Here is a 17,669-nt window from a genome sequence, read left to right as displayed (position 1 = left end):
GTTCTCCCTAATCGCAAGAGGTGCGGGATTAACGTTTGTTCTTTAGATAACGTTTACGGCGCTCTTCTTTACGTTTTGCTTTCTCTTCTGCTTTTCGTGTAGCTTCTATTTCAACTTGTACGAGCTCTTCAGTAATCATTTCAGGCAATTCAAGGGTGACCTGACCTAGAGTACCGTTCCGCAATTCGTGAAGTAGAATTTCAGAGGCTTTGTGAAGATTCACACGGCCACCAGATTGTAAAGCACCGCGTTTACGACCAATTAGCTCCATAAGTTCTAAATCAGATTCTGGAAGCTCTTCGTCGATCTGATAACGTTCTTTTAGACGCTCTGGATACTGAGCCGCCATATACTCCACGGTGTAGAAAGCAACTTCATCGTATTCGATAGCGGTATCTTTTACTGCGCCAGTAGCCGCTAATCTAAAACCACTATGAGGGTTTTCTACTTTTGGCCATAAAATCCCCGGAGTATCAGAAAGAACGATACCGTTTTGCAAGTTGATTCTTTGTTGACGACGAGTAACCGCTGGTTGGTTGCCGGTCACAGCGATGGTTCTACCTGCAAGAGTGTTGATGATAGTTGACTTACCAACATTTGGGATTCCCATGATCATCGTGCGAATGTTTTTACCAATCTCTTCGCGGTGTGGCGCGAGCTTTCGACAAAGCTCAAGAATTTTGTGCACTTCTTGAGTATTAGATGTGGTGATGGCCATTGCCTTAACACCTTGCTCTTTCTCTAGGTGCTCGATCCAAAGTTCCGTCTTTTCTGGATCCGCCAGATCACGTTTATTCAACACTTTGACGACAGGTTTGTCGCCACGGAGTTGAGAAATCATAGGGTTTTCACTACTAAATGGAATACGTGCGTCAAGCACTTCAATAATGACATCTATTTGTGGGATGACTTCTTCGATTTCTTTGCGAGCCTTGTGCATGTGGCCTGGAAACCATTGGATAGACATGAGTGAAAACCTATATTTTGAAATTTGTGCACATTGTAGGAGGTTCAACGAGATAGTAAAGCCCTGCATTCAAGTGGTGAGCGAAGTTTTTGTCGTGATGTTCTTGAATAGTAGGTGGAGAAACGCCTTTATTGTCTACTCTTTTTGGCCGAACTCGGTATGTAGCCATCGCCTGAGGGTAATAACACTTTCGTATTTCAAGCTCTTTGGAGAACACGCAAAATAGAACGCTTGATACGGATTTGGCGTGGGGGAACCAAGCTCTACCAGCAGTCCTTGTTCCACTTCATCTTTAATAAACAAACGGTGAGTGACAAGTATGCCTAAGCCTCTGATTGCGGCATGAATAGCCTGTACAGAAGCATTAAAAATCAGGTGATTATGGTATCTAGGGAGTGTTAAAGCATTGGTTTTACACCATGTATCCCAATCGTGTTTCCTTCTATCGTTGGTGACCAAAATACTAGGATAATCCACCAGCACAGCGTCGAGTGATATAACTGTATGTTGATCGAGTAGGTTAGGGCTGCACACCAACACCAGTTCATCGTCACCCAGCTTTTCACAATAGTAATCTTGCCATTCGTCTGTTTTTCCGTGAATCAAGGCGACATCGACGCCTTCTCTCTCAAGGTTAAAACTGCCAATTAAATTCGAAATACGGATATCCAGATTTGGAGCATAATGTTGGAGATTGGTTACTCTAGGGATCCACCAGTGAAGAGCTAATGAATTAACCATGTTAACAGTAAGCCTATTTGTCACTGTTTTGTTAAGCAATGCTTCATTAGCTTCAACAATTTTCTCTAGAGCAGGCGCAACTTTTTTGTAGTAAAGGCGGCCTTGTTGATTTAACTCTATGCGCCGACCTATTCGATGAAACAGCTTAGTATCGAGTTGCGCTTCTAGGGATTTAATTGACTGACTCACAGCTGAGTGGCTTACGAATAGCTTTTGTGCCGCTTCGGACATGCTACCTGTTTCTGCTACGGCTACGAATGTATAAATGGACTTGAGTGCAACGTATTTATTCATTTATCACTGTATGTAAGTAAAACTTACATAATCATTAATAATTACTCAGTATTTTTCAGTGATCGCGATCACTATAATTTAGCCCCAAAGACACATTTCGTGAGCATAATACATGGCAAAAACTACACTAACCCATACTCCAGTTTTCTATATGCTATCGTCGACACTTAGCTTATCTGTCACTGGATTACTAACTAAGTATCTGTCTGAAAGTTTCGATGTGACCACATTGGCGTTCTTACGATTTGCGCTTCCGGCATTTCTCATATTTTCGATACTGCTTTTCACTAAGATAAGGAGGCCTAATGTTGCCATGGCCAAATTACTCGTTGTAAGAGCACTGTGTATTGGGGCGTGCCAATTGTGCTTTATCTATGCATTGAACAAGCTCTCTTTGGTAGAAAGTGTGGTTCTATTTGGAACTGGGCCTATTTTTATCGCAGTTTTGGAAAAGGTAATCTTCAATATTAAACTTCATCGTTCAACAATCGTAGCGCTGTTGATGACGTTTATCGGAGTGGTAATGTTGGCCAATAATGGTAGTGGGTTTGTTATCAAGCCTGAACTCTTGGTCGGTCTTTTGGCGGGTTTCTTTAATGCTGGTTCTCAGTTGAGCCTTTATAAAGCATCAAAAACGGAAATGTCAGGTTTAGAAACCAATGCGTGGACATTTGGTATTGCTAGTTTAATTCTACTACCGATGGTGATGTTTTCTCATTGGCCTTCTCCTCAAAGTATTTTCAACGACAATGCTGTAAATACTGGGGTACTTTTGGCTTTGGCGATTATGGCACTACTGATTATCAACACGCAGGTTTCGCGACACAAAGCCTATTCAACTGCTGATAGCAATTCCCAATTAGCACCTTTAATCTATAGCAATCTGGCTTTCACAGCCTTATGGCAATTGCTTGCGTTTGATGTTGATTTCAGTTACACGCAGTTACTAGGTTTAATGCTCATTGTTATGACCAGTGTTATAACAACGGTGCTTCCGTCCCAAAAGGTCATTATTTCTCATAAAGAAAAGTCTTCCTTCGCAGGTTAGCCAAATTGAATTGCAGATTGAAAATAGATTCAATAGTAACCTTAACTACCTGAAATATTTGTATTAAATATATGGCATGAGTTTTGTAGAAATCTGATTAGTCATTCATAAGCAGGGAACAGCAGATGAAAAAACAGATGTTACCACAAGGCTCAAAACGACTGATGGCATCCTTGGCTCTAAGTGGAGCTTTATTCAGTGCGACCAACAACGCTGCGCCGTTTGATACGTGTCCAAGCAAAGCCTATCTTTTTCAATCAAATCCAGTTCAAGTCTATGGTGTAAACCTTGTCACGGGTTCGACTAGTCTATTGCAAAGCGATACTGGTATGAATGTGAACATTAATGGTGTGGGCTTTGACTTTGATAACCGTTATATCTATGGCTATGACACTAGCAATAAGCGGATCGTTCGTTTAGGGAGCGACTTCCAGGCAGAAGTAGTAAATACATCGGGTTTACCAACTGACCATACTTTTTATGTTGGTGATGTCTATGAAAGTGTTTATTACCTATATAGAAAAGGAAAAGGACTTTTTACTATCGATATTTCACCGCTTGCGAGTGATAGTAGTGCGGTTTTACCGGTTAATCGAGTGACGACGCGTGCGGTAGTAAATCTCACTGACTTCGCCTTCCATCCAAGCGACGGTAAGCTATATGGCGTAGATAACGGCTCGGGTGCTTTATATTCGTTTAACGCTAGCACAGGTCAGGAAACTTATATTGGTGATACTGGCGAAACGGGTACGTTTGGTGCAGGGTACTTCGATGTAGATGGCTATTATTATGTGTCGAGAAATCAAGATGGTCAGATCTATCGCATTGACCTTTCACCAGGTAATGCCGCAAACATAGCTGCGGGCATAGTTCCGGCTGTCAAATTTGCCGATGGTCCAAATTCGAACCAAAACGATGGCGCTCGATGTGCGAACGCACCAGTGATAGATGAAGACTCTAACATTGATTTTGGTGATGCTCCGGAAAGTTACTCAACAAAGCTTGCTGACAATGGCCCACGACATGAGCTCGACGGTAGTACATGGTTAGGAAGTGGGGAACCAGATGGTGAACAAGATGGACGTTACAACAATTTAGCGGATGATGAAATAGGCACTGATGATGAAAACGGTGTGGGATTTGTCACTGCGGTTGAACCAGGACTCGACAGTATTGTTAGGGTTAATGCTTCCACCTCTGGATATCTGTCTGCATGGATAGATTGGAACCAAGATGGTGACTTTGCGGATGCTGGGGAGCAGGTTTTCACCGATGAATCGCTGTCTGCGGGAAACAACGATCTAGTCTTTACTGCTGATATTAATGCAACGGTGGGTACGACTTGGAGTCGTTTCCGCTTTAGCCAACAAACAGGGCTAAATTACTTTGGTGGTTCAACGAGTGGTGAAATAGAGGATCATGCTCTCACGGTTACCGGAGATGGCATCACAGTTCGCTATTATCCAAATGCTACCGGTTATGCCACCGTTGCCTTTGAAGATAACTGGCCTTATACCACCGATTATGACATGAACGATGTTGTTGTTCGTTACCGCGTCACGGAGATTCTTAAAAATGACCAAGTAGTTAAATCCAAAATCGATGGTTACTTAGGGGCAGTGGGTGCATCTTACCATAATGGCTTTGCTATCCGACTTAAAGGTGTCAACCGTGACGATATTGATAGCGCGACCACTCGTCAAATTCAAAACGGAGAGACATTAGCTTCAAGTGGATTAGAGCTGATTTCTAATGAAGCGATTATTGTCATCACAAACGATACGTCAACATTTAAAGTTGATGGTTGTGATTTCCATAGGACCTTGTCTTCATGTGCTGAGCAAGAAGATGTACAACTCAACTTTACTGTTCACGTTAACTACAATAGCGGCACTACAACGGGGCTAATGGCTATGCCGTATGACCCTTTCATCTTCGCAACAGACAATACGTATCATGGAGATGGGTATACTGAACCAGGACGTAAATGGGAGGTTCACCTACCTAACTACGAACCAACTGAACAATTTGATGCAGATATGTTCGCTGGGTTAGGCGTTGATGTTAGCAATTCAAACACTGGTGTGTACTTTAAGACAGCAGAGAATCTACCTTGGGCGCTGTTAATCAATGATGAGTGGGAGTGGCCACTGGAGTATATCGATTTAGTTGTTGCGTATCCTCAATTTGCGACCTACGCAGAGTCATCCGGAGAGAGTGCTCAAAACTGGTTTGAATCGCAATATGCTACCCCCGGTAAATGTTACGTTCCTTAGGAGAAGATTATGAATACCAAATATATAGCTTTACTTATTGCCTTCGGAACACTCACTGCCTGTGGAGGCGGTGGTGGTGGCGGTGACTCTTCAGGTGGAGGCTCTACGGGGAATACTACCGAGGCAGCCCCTGAGCCTGCTCCCGCACCACCTCCGGTTACAGTTTCTGTAACAAGAACAATGGATGACCTGTCTATACCAGACACATTAGACTATAAGCCGATCGAAGATTATTCATTGGACATTGACGCGAGTAATGATGTAACTGGTAGAGCATTTGCCTCGGTATATACAGAATATGAGGACGACGGCTCTGGTGTACTCACTCCAGTGTACGACAGTAAAATCGCTTCTACGTCACTGGATAATGGGAGTGCACAAATCGATTTTTCAGCGGCAGAACATGTTGATGCGTTCTTGGTAGAAATCTGGACGTATGATGGCAACCCACCTGCTCAGAAACTGGTGTCAGCGAGTAGTAGCAACCTCGCTTGGTAACAAAAAGAGGAAAATAAGAATTGCCCCGTTTTACGGGGCTTTTTAATGGCTTGCTAGTCAACAACACAGTACAATGCGAGAAAATACTAGATTCAAATCACATTATGAGCCAAGAATACAACGACGAACACTATGACGATGATGCCATTGAGATTGAAGCTATTGGTATCGAAGTTTCAAGTCATCCAATCGAGCTATACAAACTATTTAAGGTAGCAAACCTTGTTGGAGGCGGCGGTGAAGCTAAGCACTTTATAGCGGAAGGCTATGTAGCGGTGAATGGCGAGCTAGAAACGCGAAAACGACGCAAAATGTATGATGGTGACTTCTTTGAGTTTAACCAAGAATATTATGTCGTTGTATGTGACAAACCGCCTGTTGAAACTGAGGAAAGAAAACAACTGCAATCTAAACAGCCAGAGGTAGCAGCGCCTTCGTCAAAACAAAAAAAGCAGAACAAGCAGCAAAAAAAGACGAAAGAGCAATCGGCTAAACAGAAAAAGAAATCTACTGAGCCGAATAAAGCGCGCTCTAAATCAAAAGACCCTAATAGCGGACGTGGCGGTATCGATTTTTTCTAAGACGATTTACGTTATGCGAGCAATCGATATTCGCTGTCGTTAAAGTGCCACACTTTCCGCTGATAATAGAGGCTTAATAGCAATAGAGGAGATAACAATGAAATTTGAGGTAGATACGCATACTCATACTTATGCAAGTGGGCATGCCTACAGCACCATTATTGAAAATGCTAAAGCGGCAAAAGAACATGGATTAAAAGTCCTGTGTACTACAGATCATGCTGATTCAATGCCAGGTGCCCCTCACTTTTGGTTTTTCTCCAACCAACGTGTTATCCCAAGGTTTCTATCTGACGTTGCTATTATTCGCGGTGTAGAGGCAAATATTCTTAATGTGAATGGGGACATTGATGTACATCCCACGTCATACAAAGCACTTGATTGGATTATTGGCAGCTTTCATGAGCCTGTGTTTAGACCTTCTACTAAGGAGGACCACACTCGAGCGCTCATCAATACAATTGAAAGTGGCAATGTGGATGCGCTTGGACATTTGGGAAATCCGAACTTTGACTTTGATTTTCAAAGCGTAGCGGACTGTGCCGCAGCCAATCATGTCGCAATAGAGATCAATAACTCAACGCTGAGAGGGCACAGCCGAGTCGGAAGTGTGGATCGCTGCTATGACATCGCTCGAGCAGTAAAGCGCGCGGGTGGGTACATCACTACAGGCAGTGACTCACATTTTTGCGATACCATTGGTTTATTCGAACTGACCAGTGAATTGCTTACTACGGTTGAAATGCCGACGGATAAGATTATTACTTACAACGCTCGTCAATTCTTGGATTTCCTAGAGCTGAGAGGACGCGCACCTATAGAAGAGTTTGCCGAACTCTAAGATTTGCGTAAATAACGTTTAGAAACAATTTCATTAACGTTGTAGTAACGAGATTTAGTAAACTCGGTATTCAGACCTCAGGAAACTGGGGTCTAATTGATCTTCAAAAGGAATAATAATGATAAAAATAACTACGGCTAGCCTGCTTACATCAGTTCTTTTATTTTCTACTAGTGCTCTAGCAGAGGAGGTGGACCTCAAGAAGAACATGCAAGCCATGAAGTTAGCATTTAAACAAGCAGCAGAAGCTCAGTCCATTGACGAAATGCGCAAACCAGTACTTGATTTGGAAAATCTAATTGCCGACTCAAAGCAAGGTGATTATCCACCAGAGAAAACAGAATTGTATTTGGAAGGTTTCAAAAAGCTGTCAGGCGCGGTAAGTGAAGTCAATGCGGAACTGGATCAGGGTGACCTTGAAGCGGCCAAGCAATCATTACGTGAAGTGGACAGCTTGAGATTGGAGTACCATGACAAGCGTAATCCAAGCATTTGGAAGCGTCTGTTTGGTTAACTGATATCGAATTCGGACATTAAAAAGGAGCACTCTTTGAGTGCTCCTTTTGATTTAGATTAAATAGGTAGCGCTATGCCTGTGCAAACTTAAAGGTTCGGTAGCCCCCAATTAAGTTCTTCGCTTTATAGCCATTATTCACTAATTGACGATATGCAACGTTACCGCGTAACCCCACTTGGCAGTAAATAATGATCTCTTTATCTTTAGGAAGCTCATCCATACGTTGGCGCAGCTGATCTACCGGTATATTAATTGCGCCGTCAATGAAACCAACGTTTTCTAACTCACCTGGATTACGTACATCCAGCAACAACTGGTTGTCGCTCAAATTAACTATTTCATCGAAATGTATCGGTGTTGCATCACCTTTTAAAATATTATTGGCAACGAAGGCTGCTTGGTTGATGACATCTTTGGCGCTGCCATAAGGAGGAGCGTAAGTTAGTTCAAGATGTTGTAGCTGCTCTACGGTCATTCCTGCACGTTGAGCCACAGCTAAAACATCGATACGTTTATCAATGCCGTCTTTTCCTGCTGCTTGCGCACCAAGAATTTTGCCAGTTTCGGGGCTAAACAATAGCTTTAACGAGACTATTTCCGAACCAGGGTAATAACCGGCATGACTAGCGGTATGTACGTATACTTTCTCGTACGCGATATTATCACGTTTAAGCAACTTTTCGTTTTTACCCACGGACGCTACAGCAAGATCGAAGATCTTAACAATCGCAGTACCTTGTGTGCCTTGATAACTCTCTTTACGGCCTAACATGTTGTCAGCAGCCATCCGACCTTGACGATTAGCAGGCCCAGCTAACGGAACGAAGCTAGGTTTTCCTGTGATGAAATCAGGATCTTCAACAGCATCGCCTACTGCATAAATATACGGGTCGCTGGTTTGTAGGTGTTCGTTGACCGAGATACCACCAAACGCACCAAGTTCGAGGTCTGCGTTTTGGGCTAGGGTATTTTCAGGTCTGACACCAATAGACATGATAAGCATATCAGTGTTTAAGGCATCGCCATTGTTTAATGTTAAACGTAACTTGCCTTGCAAATGTTGATGTTCGTTTAACTCTCCTGCATTTTGATCGGCAATATGTTCATTTGGAATATACTCAACAGATTCAAGTGCTGCACTCAACCTGAGATCAACGCCTCTTTGTTTAATCTCTGCATGTGCAAAACCTGCCATTTCTTTATCAACGGGAGTCATCACCTGATCAGCCATTTCAATTAAGGTGGTACTGATTCCTAGCTGTTGGAACGCCTCCATCATTTCTAGCCCGATAAAGCCACCGCCAACGACTGTCGCATGCTCAGGCTTATTCATTTGAATCGTCTTTATGATTCGATCCATATCAGGGATATTGCGAAGGGTATGAGTCAATGGGTTATCAATGCCCGGTATGGTCGGTACAAATGGAGCAGCGCCAGGACTTAGCAATAGAAAGTCATAACTTTCAGAATATTCATTACCATCAACGAGATTGCGAACAGTAACAAATTTGTTCTGTTTATCGATGGAAATGACTTCGTTCATAACACGAACGTCAACATTAAAACGAGCGAGGAAACTCTCTGGAGTTTGAAGTAATAACTTTGAACGGTCGGTGATATCTCCACCTATGTGATAGGGAAGACCACAATTTGCGAATGAAACGAAAGGTCCGCGCTCAAACATAATAATTTCGGCTTCTTCACTCAAACGTCGAGCTCTTGCTGCTGCAGATGCGCCACCTGCAACTCCGCCTACGATTAAAATCTTAGTCATACTTTACCTCTGTCAGTGTCGTTTAGGTACGATGTCCTAAACGCGCATTCAATGTTCATTTGTCGTTACTATATCAATAAAATTAGAAAAGTCTAATGTAAAATTAACTAAATATTAAAATGCTAATTAAGCATTGACTAAAGTAATGAGTTGGATAGATAATGCGCGCTATGAAAAATGATAGAATCGTGGAGACTACCGTTGTGGACTTAATGGAAATGAAAAGCCGAGTCATCGATGTAGCGGATGTACTCAAAACATTATCACACCCTGACAGACTATTTGTTTTATGCCAGCTTGTTGATGGCGAACAAGGTGCAGGCCAGCTTCAGTCCAACTCAAACTTAAGTCAATCGGCTTTCTCTCAACATCTGTCTGTATTAAAGAAAGCAGGGTTAGTAGAGATAAGAAAAGAAGCTCAACATGTCTATTACTCTTTAAAAGATCAGAGAGTTGCAGGGCTTATAAGCCAATTACATAGTTTGTATTGCCATGGATAGGGCTTTTCTGGAGTGGGTTTAATTTGCGAAATTTTTCGTTAAGTTTCGCCACTTACATTATTTTTAGATTTAACTCTTAGTGAGGTAACAATGGAGTTTTCAATTCCGTGGACATCGTTATTAGGCGGCATGATGCTAGGGCTTTCCGCGACAATTTTGTTATTGTTCAACGGCAAAGTAGCAGGTATTAGCGGCATAGTGAGCAAGATCTATAAAGGAAGAGCTGGCGATACAAGCTGGCGTGTATTGTTCGTCATGGGGATGGTTGTCGGTGGAGTAGCCACCGCAAAGTGGTTTGGGTTAGGCCCTGTTTCTATGGTGGTGTCAACGCCATTAGTTCTTATCTCAGGTTTACTCGTGGGTATAGGTACTAAATTAGGTAATGGCTGTACAAGTGGTCATGGTATTTGCGGAATGGGTCGATTGTCTGTTCGATCAGTAATGGCGACTGTAACCTTTATGGCGGTGGCCATGATAACCACATTTGTTATGACACACGTGCTTTAGGAGTTTTGAATATGCAAAGGTTGATATCCATTGTTGCAGGTTTGCTATTTGGCGCAGGTATGATCATCTCAGGCATGAGTGATCCAAAGAATGTCATTGCTTTTCTGGACGTTACTGGACATTGGTCACCAGATTTGGCGTTTGTAATGGGTGGAGCATTATTGGTATTTTCACCAAGCTATTGGCTAATCATCCGCAAAAGAAAGGAGCCAGTATGTGCAGATTCATTCGGCTTGTCGGACAACAAGAAAATTGATGGTCAGCTACTAAGCGGTGCCGCTCTGTTTGGCTTAGGTTGGGGGATTGCAGGTATCTGCCCGGGACCCGCAATTGCATCGATGGCAAACGGCAGTTATAGCGTCTTGGGTTTTGCTGTCACTATGTTGGTTGGTATGTTCATTGGCGATAATATCTCGAGGAAAGAAAACGGAAAACAAGCAGCGTAGTGGCTTATCGTATTTATTGGATTACTCCTCAACTAAAGTGACATTACAGTGCTATGTCCACTAAGAAGAGCACTCTTGAAGTTTGGGCTAAAGTAATAACCAAAATACTGTAAACATCGAAATTGGAAATGTCATCTCTAGTTAATCATACAACTTTATCGATAAAGGGCAGTGATCACTCATTTGGTACTTTAGCACGTCCTCGACTGGCATGAGACTTTGAACAGCAGGACTTGTTCTTAACTCTGGACTGACGATGATGTGATCGATTAGAGAGCGAAATTGGTGTGTTTTGCCGTTATTCTTGCGAGATTTTACTTTACACGTGGCTTTAGTTTGCTGAGAGGTTAAACGCGGCGCAGTATCTAGACCATTGGTGATTATCTTCCATAACCAATCGCTTTTATAGGCTAGGTTGTGATTGAAATCACCTAACACAATGTATAGCTCATTTTGTTGTTCGACCTGCTTTAGCCAACTATTTATGACTTTTCCTTGTTTTTTTAAAGTATGACATGAGTTTTGATTGACGAATTTTCCCGAGCAACCGGCTTTTAAGTGTACTGACAACAGGTTTATTGTTTTGTTGTCCACGTTAAGTTTGATTGCAGAAGCAAATCTTAGTTTACTACCTGTACTAAGAGGGAAGTCCGCTGCGTCTTTGATGGACAAACCCTTTTTCACAGCGAAGCCAGTGTATTGGTTAATCGCGGAGAATTGATGTTGTTTATTAGATGGCAGTGCACGATCCGACAAATAAATGTCGTAATCGTTGCCAACTATTTTACGGATGGCTTCCTGGCTATCTACTTCTTGAAACGCTAACACAGAAGGGGAAAGGACTTCAAATTGACGTGCTAAAGCGAGAAAGTCGTCCTTGCCCCTTTGACTTGCTTCGAACTTTGATGAGGGATTAAGCGTTAACCATTCAATATTCCATGTGGTCAGCGTTGTCGCAGAGACAAATGTAGGAAAAAGTGATATTCCCATTACTAAAGAAAATAACCACTTATAATAACTTAATGTTCTTTTCATCGTGCTTGCCATTTTAAAATTCCCTCACAGCCAATGTGCCGCAAGCGTTACTAAAATTGCAACCGAAAATGCGTTAAATTTCGTGACAAATTTTGTTTTTCCTTCATATGAGATCTACTTCATCTAGATCGAATTCTTCTTGCTCAGTAGCCAATTTTTATTGATCTGAATCAATACTTTGATTTGGTGCTTTTCGTTAAATACACCACAATATATTGTGTCAGAATAAAAAGTAACAACCCTATATAGTGTGTTTGTGGATAACTCTGTGAGTATACTTTGGGTAAGGAGAAAGGGTGAAAACAATCGTAATCAAGAGAGACGGCTCTCGTGCTCCGTTTACAAAGGATCGTATTGAAGCTGCTGTGGTAAGTGCGGCGGAACATGCAGATAAAGAGCTCGAAATCTACGCTAAAAATGTGGCTTTAGCGGTAGAGCTCAAACTGCAGGATTGCGAACATGTAGACATTCAAGAAATTCAAACAGCGGTAGAGAATGAACTAATGCAAGGTCCATATAAAGGACTTGCTCGTTCGTACATTGAATATCGTCATGACCGTGATATTGCTCGTGAAAAGAAAAGCGCTCTGACTAAAGAGATCGAAGGTCTGATTGAAGAAAGCAACGCCGATCTTCTTAATGAGAACGCTAATAAAGATGGCAAGGTTATCCCGACGCAGCGTGATTTGTTGGCGGGTATCGTCGCTAAACACTATGCGAAGACTCGAATTCTTCCTAGGGACGTTGTGCAAGCACACGACGAAGGCGACATCCATTATCACGATCTTGATTACGCGCCTTTCTTCCCGATGTTTAACTGTATGCTCATTGATTTAAAAGGCATGTTAACGCATGGCTTTAAGATGGGTAATGCTGAGATTGATACTCCTAAATCAATTTCAACTGCTACAGCTGTAACCGCACAGATTATTGCTCAAGTGGCAAGTCATATTTATGGTGGCACAACGATTAACCGTATTGATGAAGTGTTAGCGCCTTACGTAAAAGCAAGCTATGACAAACACCTTCAAATTGCTCAAGAGTGGGACATTCACCAGCCTGAAGCATTTGCTCAAGCTCGTACGGAGAAAGAATGTTATGACGCATTCCAATCATTAGAGTACGAAGTCAACACCTTGCACACTGCCAATGGTCAAACACCATTTGTTACCTTCGGTTTTGGACTTGGTACGAGTTGGGAGTCAAAACTAATCCAACAGTCGATTCTGAAGAATCGAATTGCTGGTCTTGGTAAAAACAGCAAGACAGCAGTCTTCCCTAAATTGGTGTTTGCGATCAAAGATGGCTTAAATCATAAGTCTGAGGATCCAAACTACGATGTTAAGCAGCTAGCGTTAGAGTGTGCGTCTAAGCGTATGTACCCAGATATTTTAAACTACGATAAAGTGGTTGAAGTAACGGGGTCATTTAAAACTCCGATGGGCTGCCGTAGTTTCCTTGGTACTTACGAAGAAAACGGTGAACTTCAACATGAAGGACGCAATAACCTAGGTGTTGTGAGCTTGAACCTTCCTCGCATTGCTATCAAAGCCAATGGTAGTGTTGAGAAGTTTTATGAGTTATTGAACGACCGTTTAGTGCTGGCGCGTAAAGCTCTTGAAACTCGTATTAGTCGTCTAGAGAAAGTTAAGGCTCGTGTTGCCCCAATCCTTTATATGGAAGGCGCATGTGGTGTACGTCTAAAAGCAGACGACTCTATCGCACCGATTTTTAAGAATGGTCGTGCATCAATTTCTCTTGGTTACATTGGTATTCATGAGATGGTTACGGCTCTATTTGGTAATGATGTTCATATGTACGATGACAATACTATGCGCGACATGGCGCTTGATGTTATTAAACATATGAAGCAAGTGGTAAACCAATGGGCTGAAGAAACCGGCTACGCATTTAGCTTGTACGGTACACCAAGTGAAAACTTATGTAGTCGTTTCTGCCAAATTGATACTAAAGAGTTTGGGATCATCGAAGGGGTGACAGACAAAGGCTACTACACCAATAGCTTCCACCTCGACGTGCAAAAGAAAGTTAATCCATACGACAAGATTGACTTTGAAATGCCTTACCCAGAAATTTCCTCTGGTGGTTTCATTTGTTACGGCGAATTCCCAAACATGCAGCGTAACATTGAAGCTTTAGAGAATGTATGGGACTACAGTTACACACGCGTTCCTTACTATGGTACGAATACACCGATTGATGAGTGTTATGAGTGTGGCTACATGGGAGAGTTTGACTGTACTAGCAAAGGCTTCACTTGCCCTAAATGTGGCAACCACGACTCTACCCGAGTCTCAGTAACACGTCGTGTATGCGGTTATTTAGGTAGTCCAGATGCGCGTCCATTTAACTTTGGTAAACAAGAAGAAGTTAAACGTCGCGTTAAGCACCTTTAATATCAATTTACTAAGAACCAAGAGAGTCAATATATGAATTATCATCAGTATCATCCTATCGACGTAGTCAATGGACCTGGTACGCGTTGTACTCTCTTTGTTTCGGGCTGTGTTCACCAATGTCGAGGCTGCTATAACCAAGCGACATGGTCTTTGCATTCAGGGCATAACTTTACCGATGAGTTGGAAGATCGGATCATTGCGGACCTAAACGATACTCGTATTAAGAAGAGAGGTTTATCGTTATCTGGAGGGGACCCGTTACACCCGTCTAATGTAAGCCGAGTACTACAGCTGGTGGAAAGAGTAAGGCGTGAGTGTCCCGATAAAGATATCTGGCTTTGGAGCGGTTATTTGTTACAGGAGCTGTCACCTGAGCAGCAACAAGTGATTGACCTAGTGGATGTGCTTGTCGATGGTAAATTCGAAAAAGAGTTAGCTGACCCAGAGTTAGAATGGCGGGGCAGTTCGAATCAAGTGATTCATCGATTCAAACAGTTTTAATATAAAAGAGGGAGCGCAATGCTCCCTTATTATGTACACTCCGAATTAATCCTGTTTATAACAAAACTATTTCAATATTTTTAATCTAATGCTAACGTGATGCCACTACTTGAATTTCAAAGGGTTGTGACTTTCATGTTCTCTCAATTACCCGAGCCAGTGCTCGATCCTATTCTTTCCTTATCCGTTGCTTTTAGAAATGATGAGCGTGCCGACAAAGTTGATTTAGGCATTGGTGTTTATCGTAACAGTGACGGGCAAACTCCAATAATGAAAGCCATTGCTGAAGCTCAGCGCATTGTCACTACTGAACAACAGACTAAAGCTTATGTTGGTCTTGCTGGGTGTGAAGAGTTTAACCAAAGTATTGCCAAAGTTGTGTTTGGTGAAACACCTATTTATGATCGCATGTCCGTCATTCAAACTCCGGGCGCGAGTGGTGGTTTGCGCATGTTGGGAGATTTACTCAATGTCGCTCAGCCAGGGACAACGGTTTGGCTTTCGAACCCAAGCTATGTAAATCATAAACCAGTAATGGAAGCAGCGGGCCTGCAGGTTAAGTATTATCGCTACTTCGACCCTGCAACTAAACAGGTTGACCGTGATTTAATGCTATCTGATATTGCTCAAGCAGGGCAAGGCGATGTCGTATTGCTTCATGGATGTTGTCACAATCCAACTGGCGCGGATATATCGCTAGAAGATTGGAAAACCATCACAGAGCTAAGCGTGAAAAATGGCTTTGTACCATTTGTTGACGTCGCTTATCAAGGCTTCGGTGACGGGTTAGAGCAAGATGCATATGGTCTTCGACATATGGCTGAAAATGTTGAAGAAATGCTCCTTACTACGTCATGTTCTAAGAACTTCGGGCTATATCGTGAACGTACTGGAGCGGCGATCGTCATTGGTAAAAATGCGACTGAGGCTGCGAACGCGAAAGGTAAACTACTTACATTAGCTCGAGCGACGTACACAATGCCACCGGATCATGGTGCAGCATTGGTTAAAACCATCTTGGCCGATGAGTATTTAACCAACATGTGGTCAACGGAACTGACTGAAATGCAACAACGACTGGTTGCGTTGCGTGATGGCCTTTGTAAAGAATTGAAAAATACTCATTCATCTGATCAATTTGACTTTATCATGTCTCACAAAGGCATGTTTACTGTGCTAGGATTTACACCAGAGCAAATGCAGCGTTTGCGTAACGACTTTGCTATTTACGGTGTAGACGATGGGCGAATTAACATCGCTGGCTTATCAGAGTCTCAATTACCTTATGTAGCCAATGCGCTGATTGCTGTCAGTCAATAATCGATGAGCATTTATGCGCGTCACAGAAATAGAATGAATAAAGGTGAATGAATGAAACCGTGGAAAGTGATTTTACCACTGATGTTAAGTGGTGGCTTGGTAGCTTGCTCTACTACACCAACTGAGCCAGTGACTCCACCACAAGTTGAACAGCCTAAGCAAGACACTGAAGCTGCAAAATCAGAAACAGAAAAAAGTGCAACGGAAACTGAGATCACAAAAAAAGAAAGTGATACTCAGAAAGCACAACCAGAGAAAGAGACAAAACCCGCAGAGAAACCAGAAGCTAAGCCAGAAAAGCCAGTTGCTAAACCTGCACCAGTGAAAAATGAAGAAGGTAAATTGATACTAGGTGAGCAAGAGTATGTTCGTTTAGTTGATATGAAAGTTACGACTAAAGCACGAATTGACACAGGAGCAACTACATCGTCACTGAGTGCTGTCGATATCGTTCCGTTTGAGCGTGATGGTAAAGAGTGGGTTAAGTTCAAGGTAAAACATAGTGGTGTAGAATCTAAAGAGATGAGTATGCCAGTTGAGCGTTGGGTAAAAGTAAAACAGTCAAGTTCAGAAGAGAGTGATAAACGCCCAGTTATTGTATCCGTCATTAAGATTGGTGATATGACTAGCAAGACTGAGTTTACTTTGGCTGACCGCACGCATCTTAAATACCCAGTGTTGTTAGGTCGCAGTTTCTTTAGAGATGTCGCTCTTGTAGATGTGAGCCGTAAATACGTCCAACCTAAGCCAAGCGGTAAATAATCCAAGTAAAGAGTAATAAAAAATGGCTTTCCAATCGGAAAGCCATTTTTTTATTTAGAAGTTAAATGCAACAGACATTTCTACTTGGTTTCCGTAGGTGCCGTTGTCAAATAAGGCTGCGCCTATTGACAGAGCGTCGGTAGAGTGAAATCTAGCGCCAACTTTCCATATAAACTTGGTGTCGTCATTGCCGTTAAGCATACCAATTCGTGCGTCTCCTTCTACATTTTGAAGGAACCAGATACGTGAGCCAATATTGAACTCAGATGCAAAGTCTGTATCCCAAGTGTCGTGGTTTTTTTGTTTGATGTTGTGCACTAGTAACTGGCCGTACACGTCGGCAAATTGTCCTGCTGGACCGTTAAAACCAATACCGCCAGCGACATCCCAATCACCATCAAACCGACTATCACCTCGCACTATAAAGTGTGTATTTTCGGTAAAGTACGTCGTAAATTCTGCTCCCATAGTGCCAGGATCTGCGCCTAAACGAATTTGAAAAGCATTGTAGTTAAAGTTGTTAGCGTAAACCAACGAAGGGGCGGCGACTGCTAATGTTAATAGCGCAGTACGGCTTGCTTTACCTAGCATGAGAACTCCGTGATAAATTGATGTCGACATAGTCTCTAAAAATGAGTTTG

At 42.5% G+C, this 17,669-nt stretch carries 18 protein-coding genes; 13 read left to right on the top strand and 5 right to left on the bottom strand.

Annotation, left to right across the window (positions count from 1 at the left end):
• Positions 1 to 28: 28 nt before the first annotated feature.
• Both ylqF and VME0621_RS01470 read right to left on the bottom strand, forming a co-directional pair.
• Entirely contained in the window at positions 29 to 967 is a 939-nt protein-coding gene (gene ylqF, locus VME0621_RS01475; protein WP_062458800.1) for a ribosome biogenesis GTPase YlqF, read from the bottom strand.
• A 135-nt stretch (positions 968 to 1,102) separates the two neighbouring features.
• Positions 1,103 to 2,002: a LysR substrate-binding domain-containing protein gene (locus tag VME0621_RS01470; protein ID WP_062458799.1), complete on the bottom strand. Its 900-nt coding sequence runs from the start codon at positions 2,000 to 2,002 to the stop codon at positions 1,103 to 1,105.
• A gap of 112 nt (positions 2,003 to 2,114) precedes the next feature.
• Between VME0621_RS01470 and VME0621_RS01465 the strand changes: the two genes are divergently transcribed.
• The 6 genes from VME0621_RS01465 to VME0621_RS01440 all read left to right on the top strand — a co-directional run bounded on the left by VME0621_RS01465 (position 2,115) and on the right by VME0621_RS01440 (position 7,760).
• Positions 2,115 to 3,050, top strand: a complete 936-nt coding sequence (locus VME0621_RS01465; RefSeq protein WP_062458798.1) for a DMT family transporter — start codon at positions 2,115 to 2,117, stop codon at positions 3,048 to 3,050.
• Positions 3,051 to 3,175: 125 nt separating this feature from the next.
• Positions 3,176 to 5,326: an LruC domain-containing protein gene (locus VME0621_RS01460; RefSeq protein WP_082795510.1), complete on the top strand. Its 2,151-nt coding sequence runs from the start codon at positions 3,176 to 3,178 to the stop codon at positions 5,324 to 5,326.
• A gap of 9 nt (positions 5,327 to 5,335) precedes the next feature.
• Positions 5,336 to 5,824, top strand: coding sequence for a hypothetical protein (locus VME0621_RS01455; RefSeq protein WP_051867989.1), 489 nt, complete (start codon positions 5,336 to 5,338; stop codon positions 5,822 to 5,824).
• Between the two features lie 104 nt (positions 5,825 to 5,928).
• Entirely contained in the window at positions 5,929 to 6,405 is a 477-nt protein-coding gene (locus VME0621_RS01450; RefSeq protein WP_038226816.1) for an RNA-binding S4 domain-containing protein, read from the top strand.
• Between the two features lie 97 nt (positions 6,406 to 6,502).
• Positions 6,503 to 7,246, top strand: a complete 744-nt coding sequence (locus tag VME0621_RS01445) for a phosphatase (protein WP_038226819.1) — start codon at positions 6,503 to 6,505, stop codon at positions 7,244 to 7,246.
• 118 nt (positions 7,247 to 7,364) lie between these two features.
• The gene (locus tag VME0621_RS01440; RefSeq protein WP_006072776.1) at positions 7,365 to 7,760 is read left to right on the top strand and encodes a cytochrome b562; all 396 of its coding nucleotides are present in this window, start codon (positions 7,365 to 7,367) and stop codon (positions 7,758 to 7,760) included.
• 73 nt (positions 7,761 to 7,833) lie between these two features.
• On the opposite strand, the gene VME0621_RS01435 is transcribed toward VME0621_RS01440, so the two are convergent.
• Complete coding sequence (locus VME0621_RS01435; protein ID WP_062461577.1) at positions 7,834 to 9,537, bottom strand: FAD-dependent oxidoreductase; 1,704 nt, start codon at positions 9,535 to 9,537, stop codon at positions 7,834 to 7,836.
• Between the two features lie 161 nt (positions 9,538 to 9,698).
• On the opposite strand from VME0621_RS01435, the gene VME0621_RS01430 reads away from it, so the two are divergent.
• The 3 genes from VME0621_RS01430 to VME0621_RS01420 all read left to right on the top strand — a co-directional run bounded on the left by VME0621_RS01430 (position 9,699) and on the right by VME0621_RS01420 (position 10,990).
• A complete protein-coding gene (locus VME0621_RS01430) occupies positions 9,699 to 10,037 on the top strand; it encodes an ArsR/SmtB family transcription factor (protein ID WP_082795550.1) in 339 nt (112 codons plus the stop codon).
• A gap of 90 nt (positions 10,038 to 10,127) precedes the next feature.
• Positions 10,128 to 10,544, top strand: a complete 417-nt coding sequence (locus VME0621_RS01425; RefSeq protein ID WP_062461575.1) for a YeeE/YedE family protein — start codon at positions 10,128 to 10,130, stop codon at positions 10,542 to 10,544.
• Positions 10,545 to 10,555: 11 nt separating this feature from the next.
• A complete protein-coding gene (locus tag VME0621_RS01420; protein WP_062461574.1) occupies positions 10,556 to 10,990 on the top strand; it encodes a YeeE/YedE family protein in 435 nt (144 codons plus the stop codon).
• 141 nt (positions 10,991 to 11,131) lie between these two features.
• Here the strand turns inward: VME0621_RS01420 and VME0621_RS01415 are convergent, their stop codons facing one another.
• Positions 11,132 to 11,980: an endonuclease/exonuclease/phosphatase family protein gene (locus VME0621_RS01415; RefSeq protein WP_167542842.1), complete on the bottom strand. Its 849-nt coding sequence runs from the start codon at positions 11,978 to 11,980 to the stop codon at positions 11,132 to 11,134.
• Positions 11,981 to 12,321: 341 nt separating this feature from the next.
• Between VME0621_RS01415 and nrdD the strand changes: the two genes are divergently transcribed.
• The 4 genes from nrdD (at position 12,322) to VME0621_RS01395 (ending at position 17,028) form a co-directional block, all read left to right on the top strand.
• Complete coding sequence (gene nrdD / locus VME0621_RS01410; RefSeq protein WP_038226824.1) at positions 12,322 to 14,442, top strand: anaerobic ribonucleoside-triphosphate reductase; 2,121 nt, start codon at positions 12,322 to 12,324, stop codon at positions 14,440 to 14,442.
• A 33-nt stretch (positions 14,443 to 14,475) separates the two neighbouring features.
• Entirely contained in the window at positions 14,476 to 14,946 is a 471-nt protein-coding gene (gene nrdG, locus VME0621_RS01405; RefSeq protein WP_038226826.1) for an anaerobic ribonucleoside-triphosphate reductase-activating protein, read from the top strand.
• 135 nt (positions 14,947 to 15,081) lie between these two features.
• A complete protein-coding gene (locus VME0621_RS01400; protein ID WP_062461595.1) occupies positions 15,082 to 16,266 on the top strand; it encodes an amino acid aminotransferase in 1,185 nt (394 codons plus the stop codon).
• A gap of 51 nt (positions 16,267 to 16,317) precedes the next feature.
• Positions 16,318 to 17,028: an ATP-dependent zinc protease family protein gene (locus VME0621_RS01395; protein WP_062461569.1), complete on the top strand. Its 711-nt coding sequence runs from the start codon at positions 16,318 to 16,320 to the stop codon at positions 17,026 to 17,028.
• A 54-nt stretch (positions 17,029 to 17,082) separates the two neighbouring features.
• Here the strand turns inward: VME0621_RS01395 and VME0621_RS01390 are convergent, their stop codons facing one another.
• Positions 17,083 to 17,619 (bottom strand): hypothetical protein, encoded by a 537-nt coding sequence (locus VME0621_RS01390; protein WP_038226829.1) that lies wholly within the window; start codon positions 17,617 to 17,619, stop codon positions 17,083 to 17,085.
• Between the last annotated feature and the right edge of the window lie 50 nt (positions 17,620 to 17,669).

Origin of the sequence: Vibrio mediterranei, assembly GCF_900088415.1 — a bacterium.
Taxonomy (GTDB): domain Bacteria; phylum Pseudomonadota; class Gammaproteobacteria; order Enterobacterales; family Vibrionaceae; genus Vibrio; species Vibrio mediterranei.
Note: the sequence above shows the minus strand (reverse complement) of the source record. Positions and strands in the feature narration are given on the sequence as shown.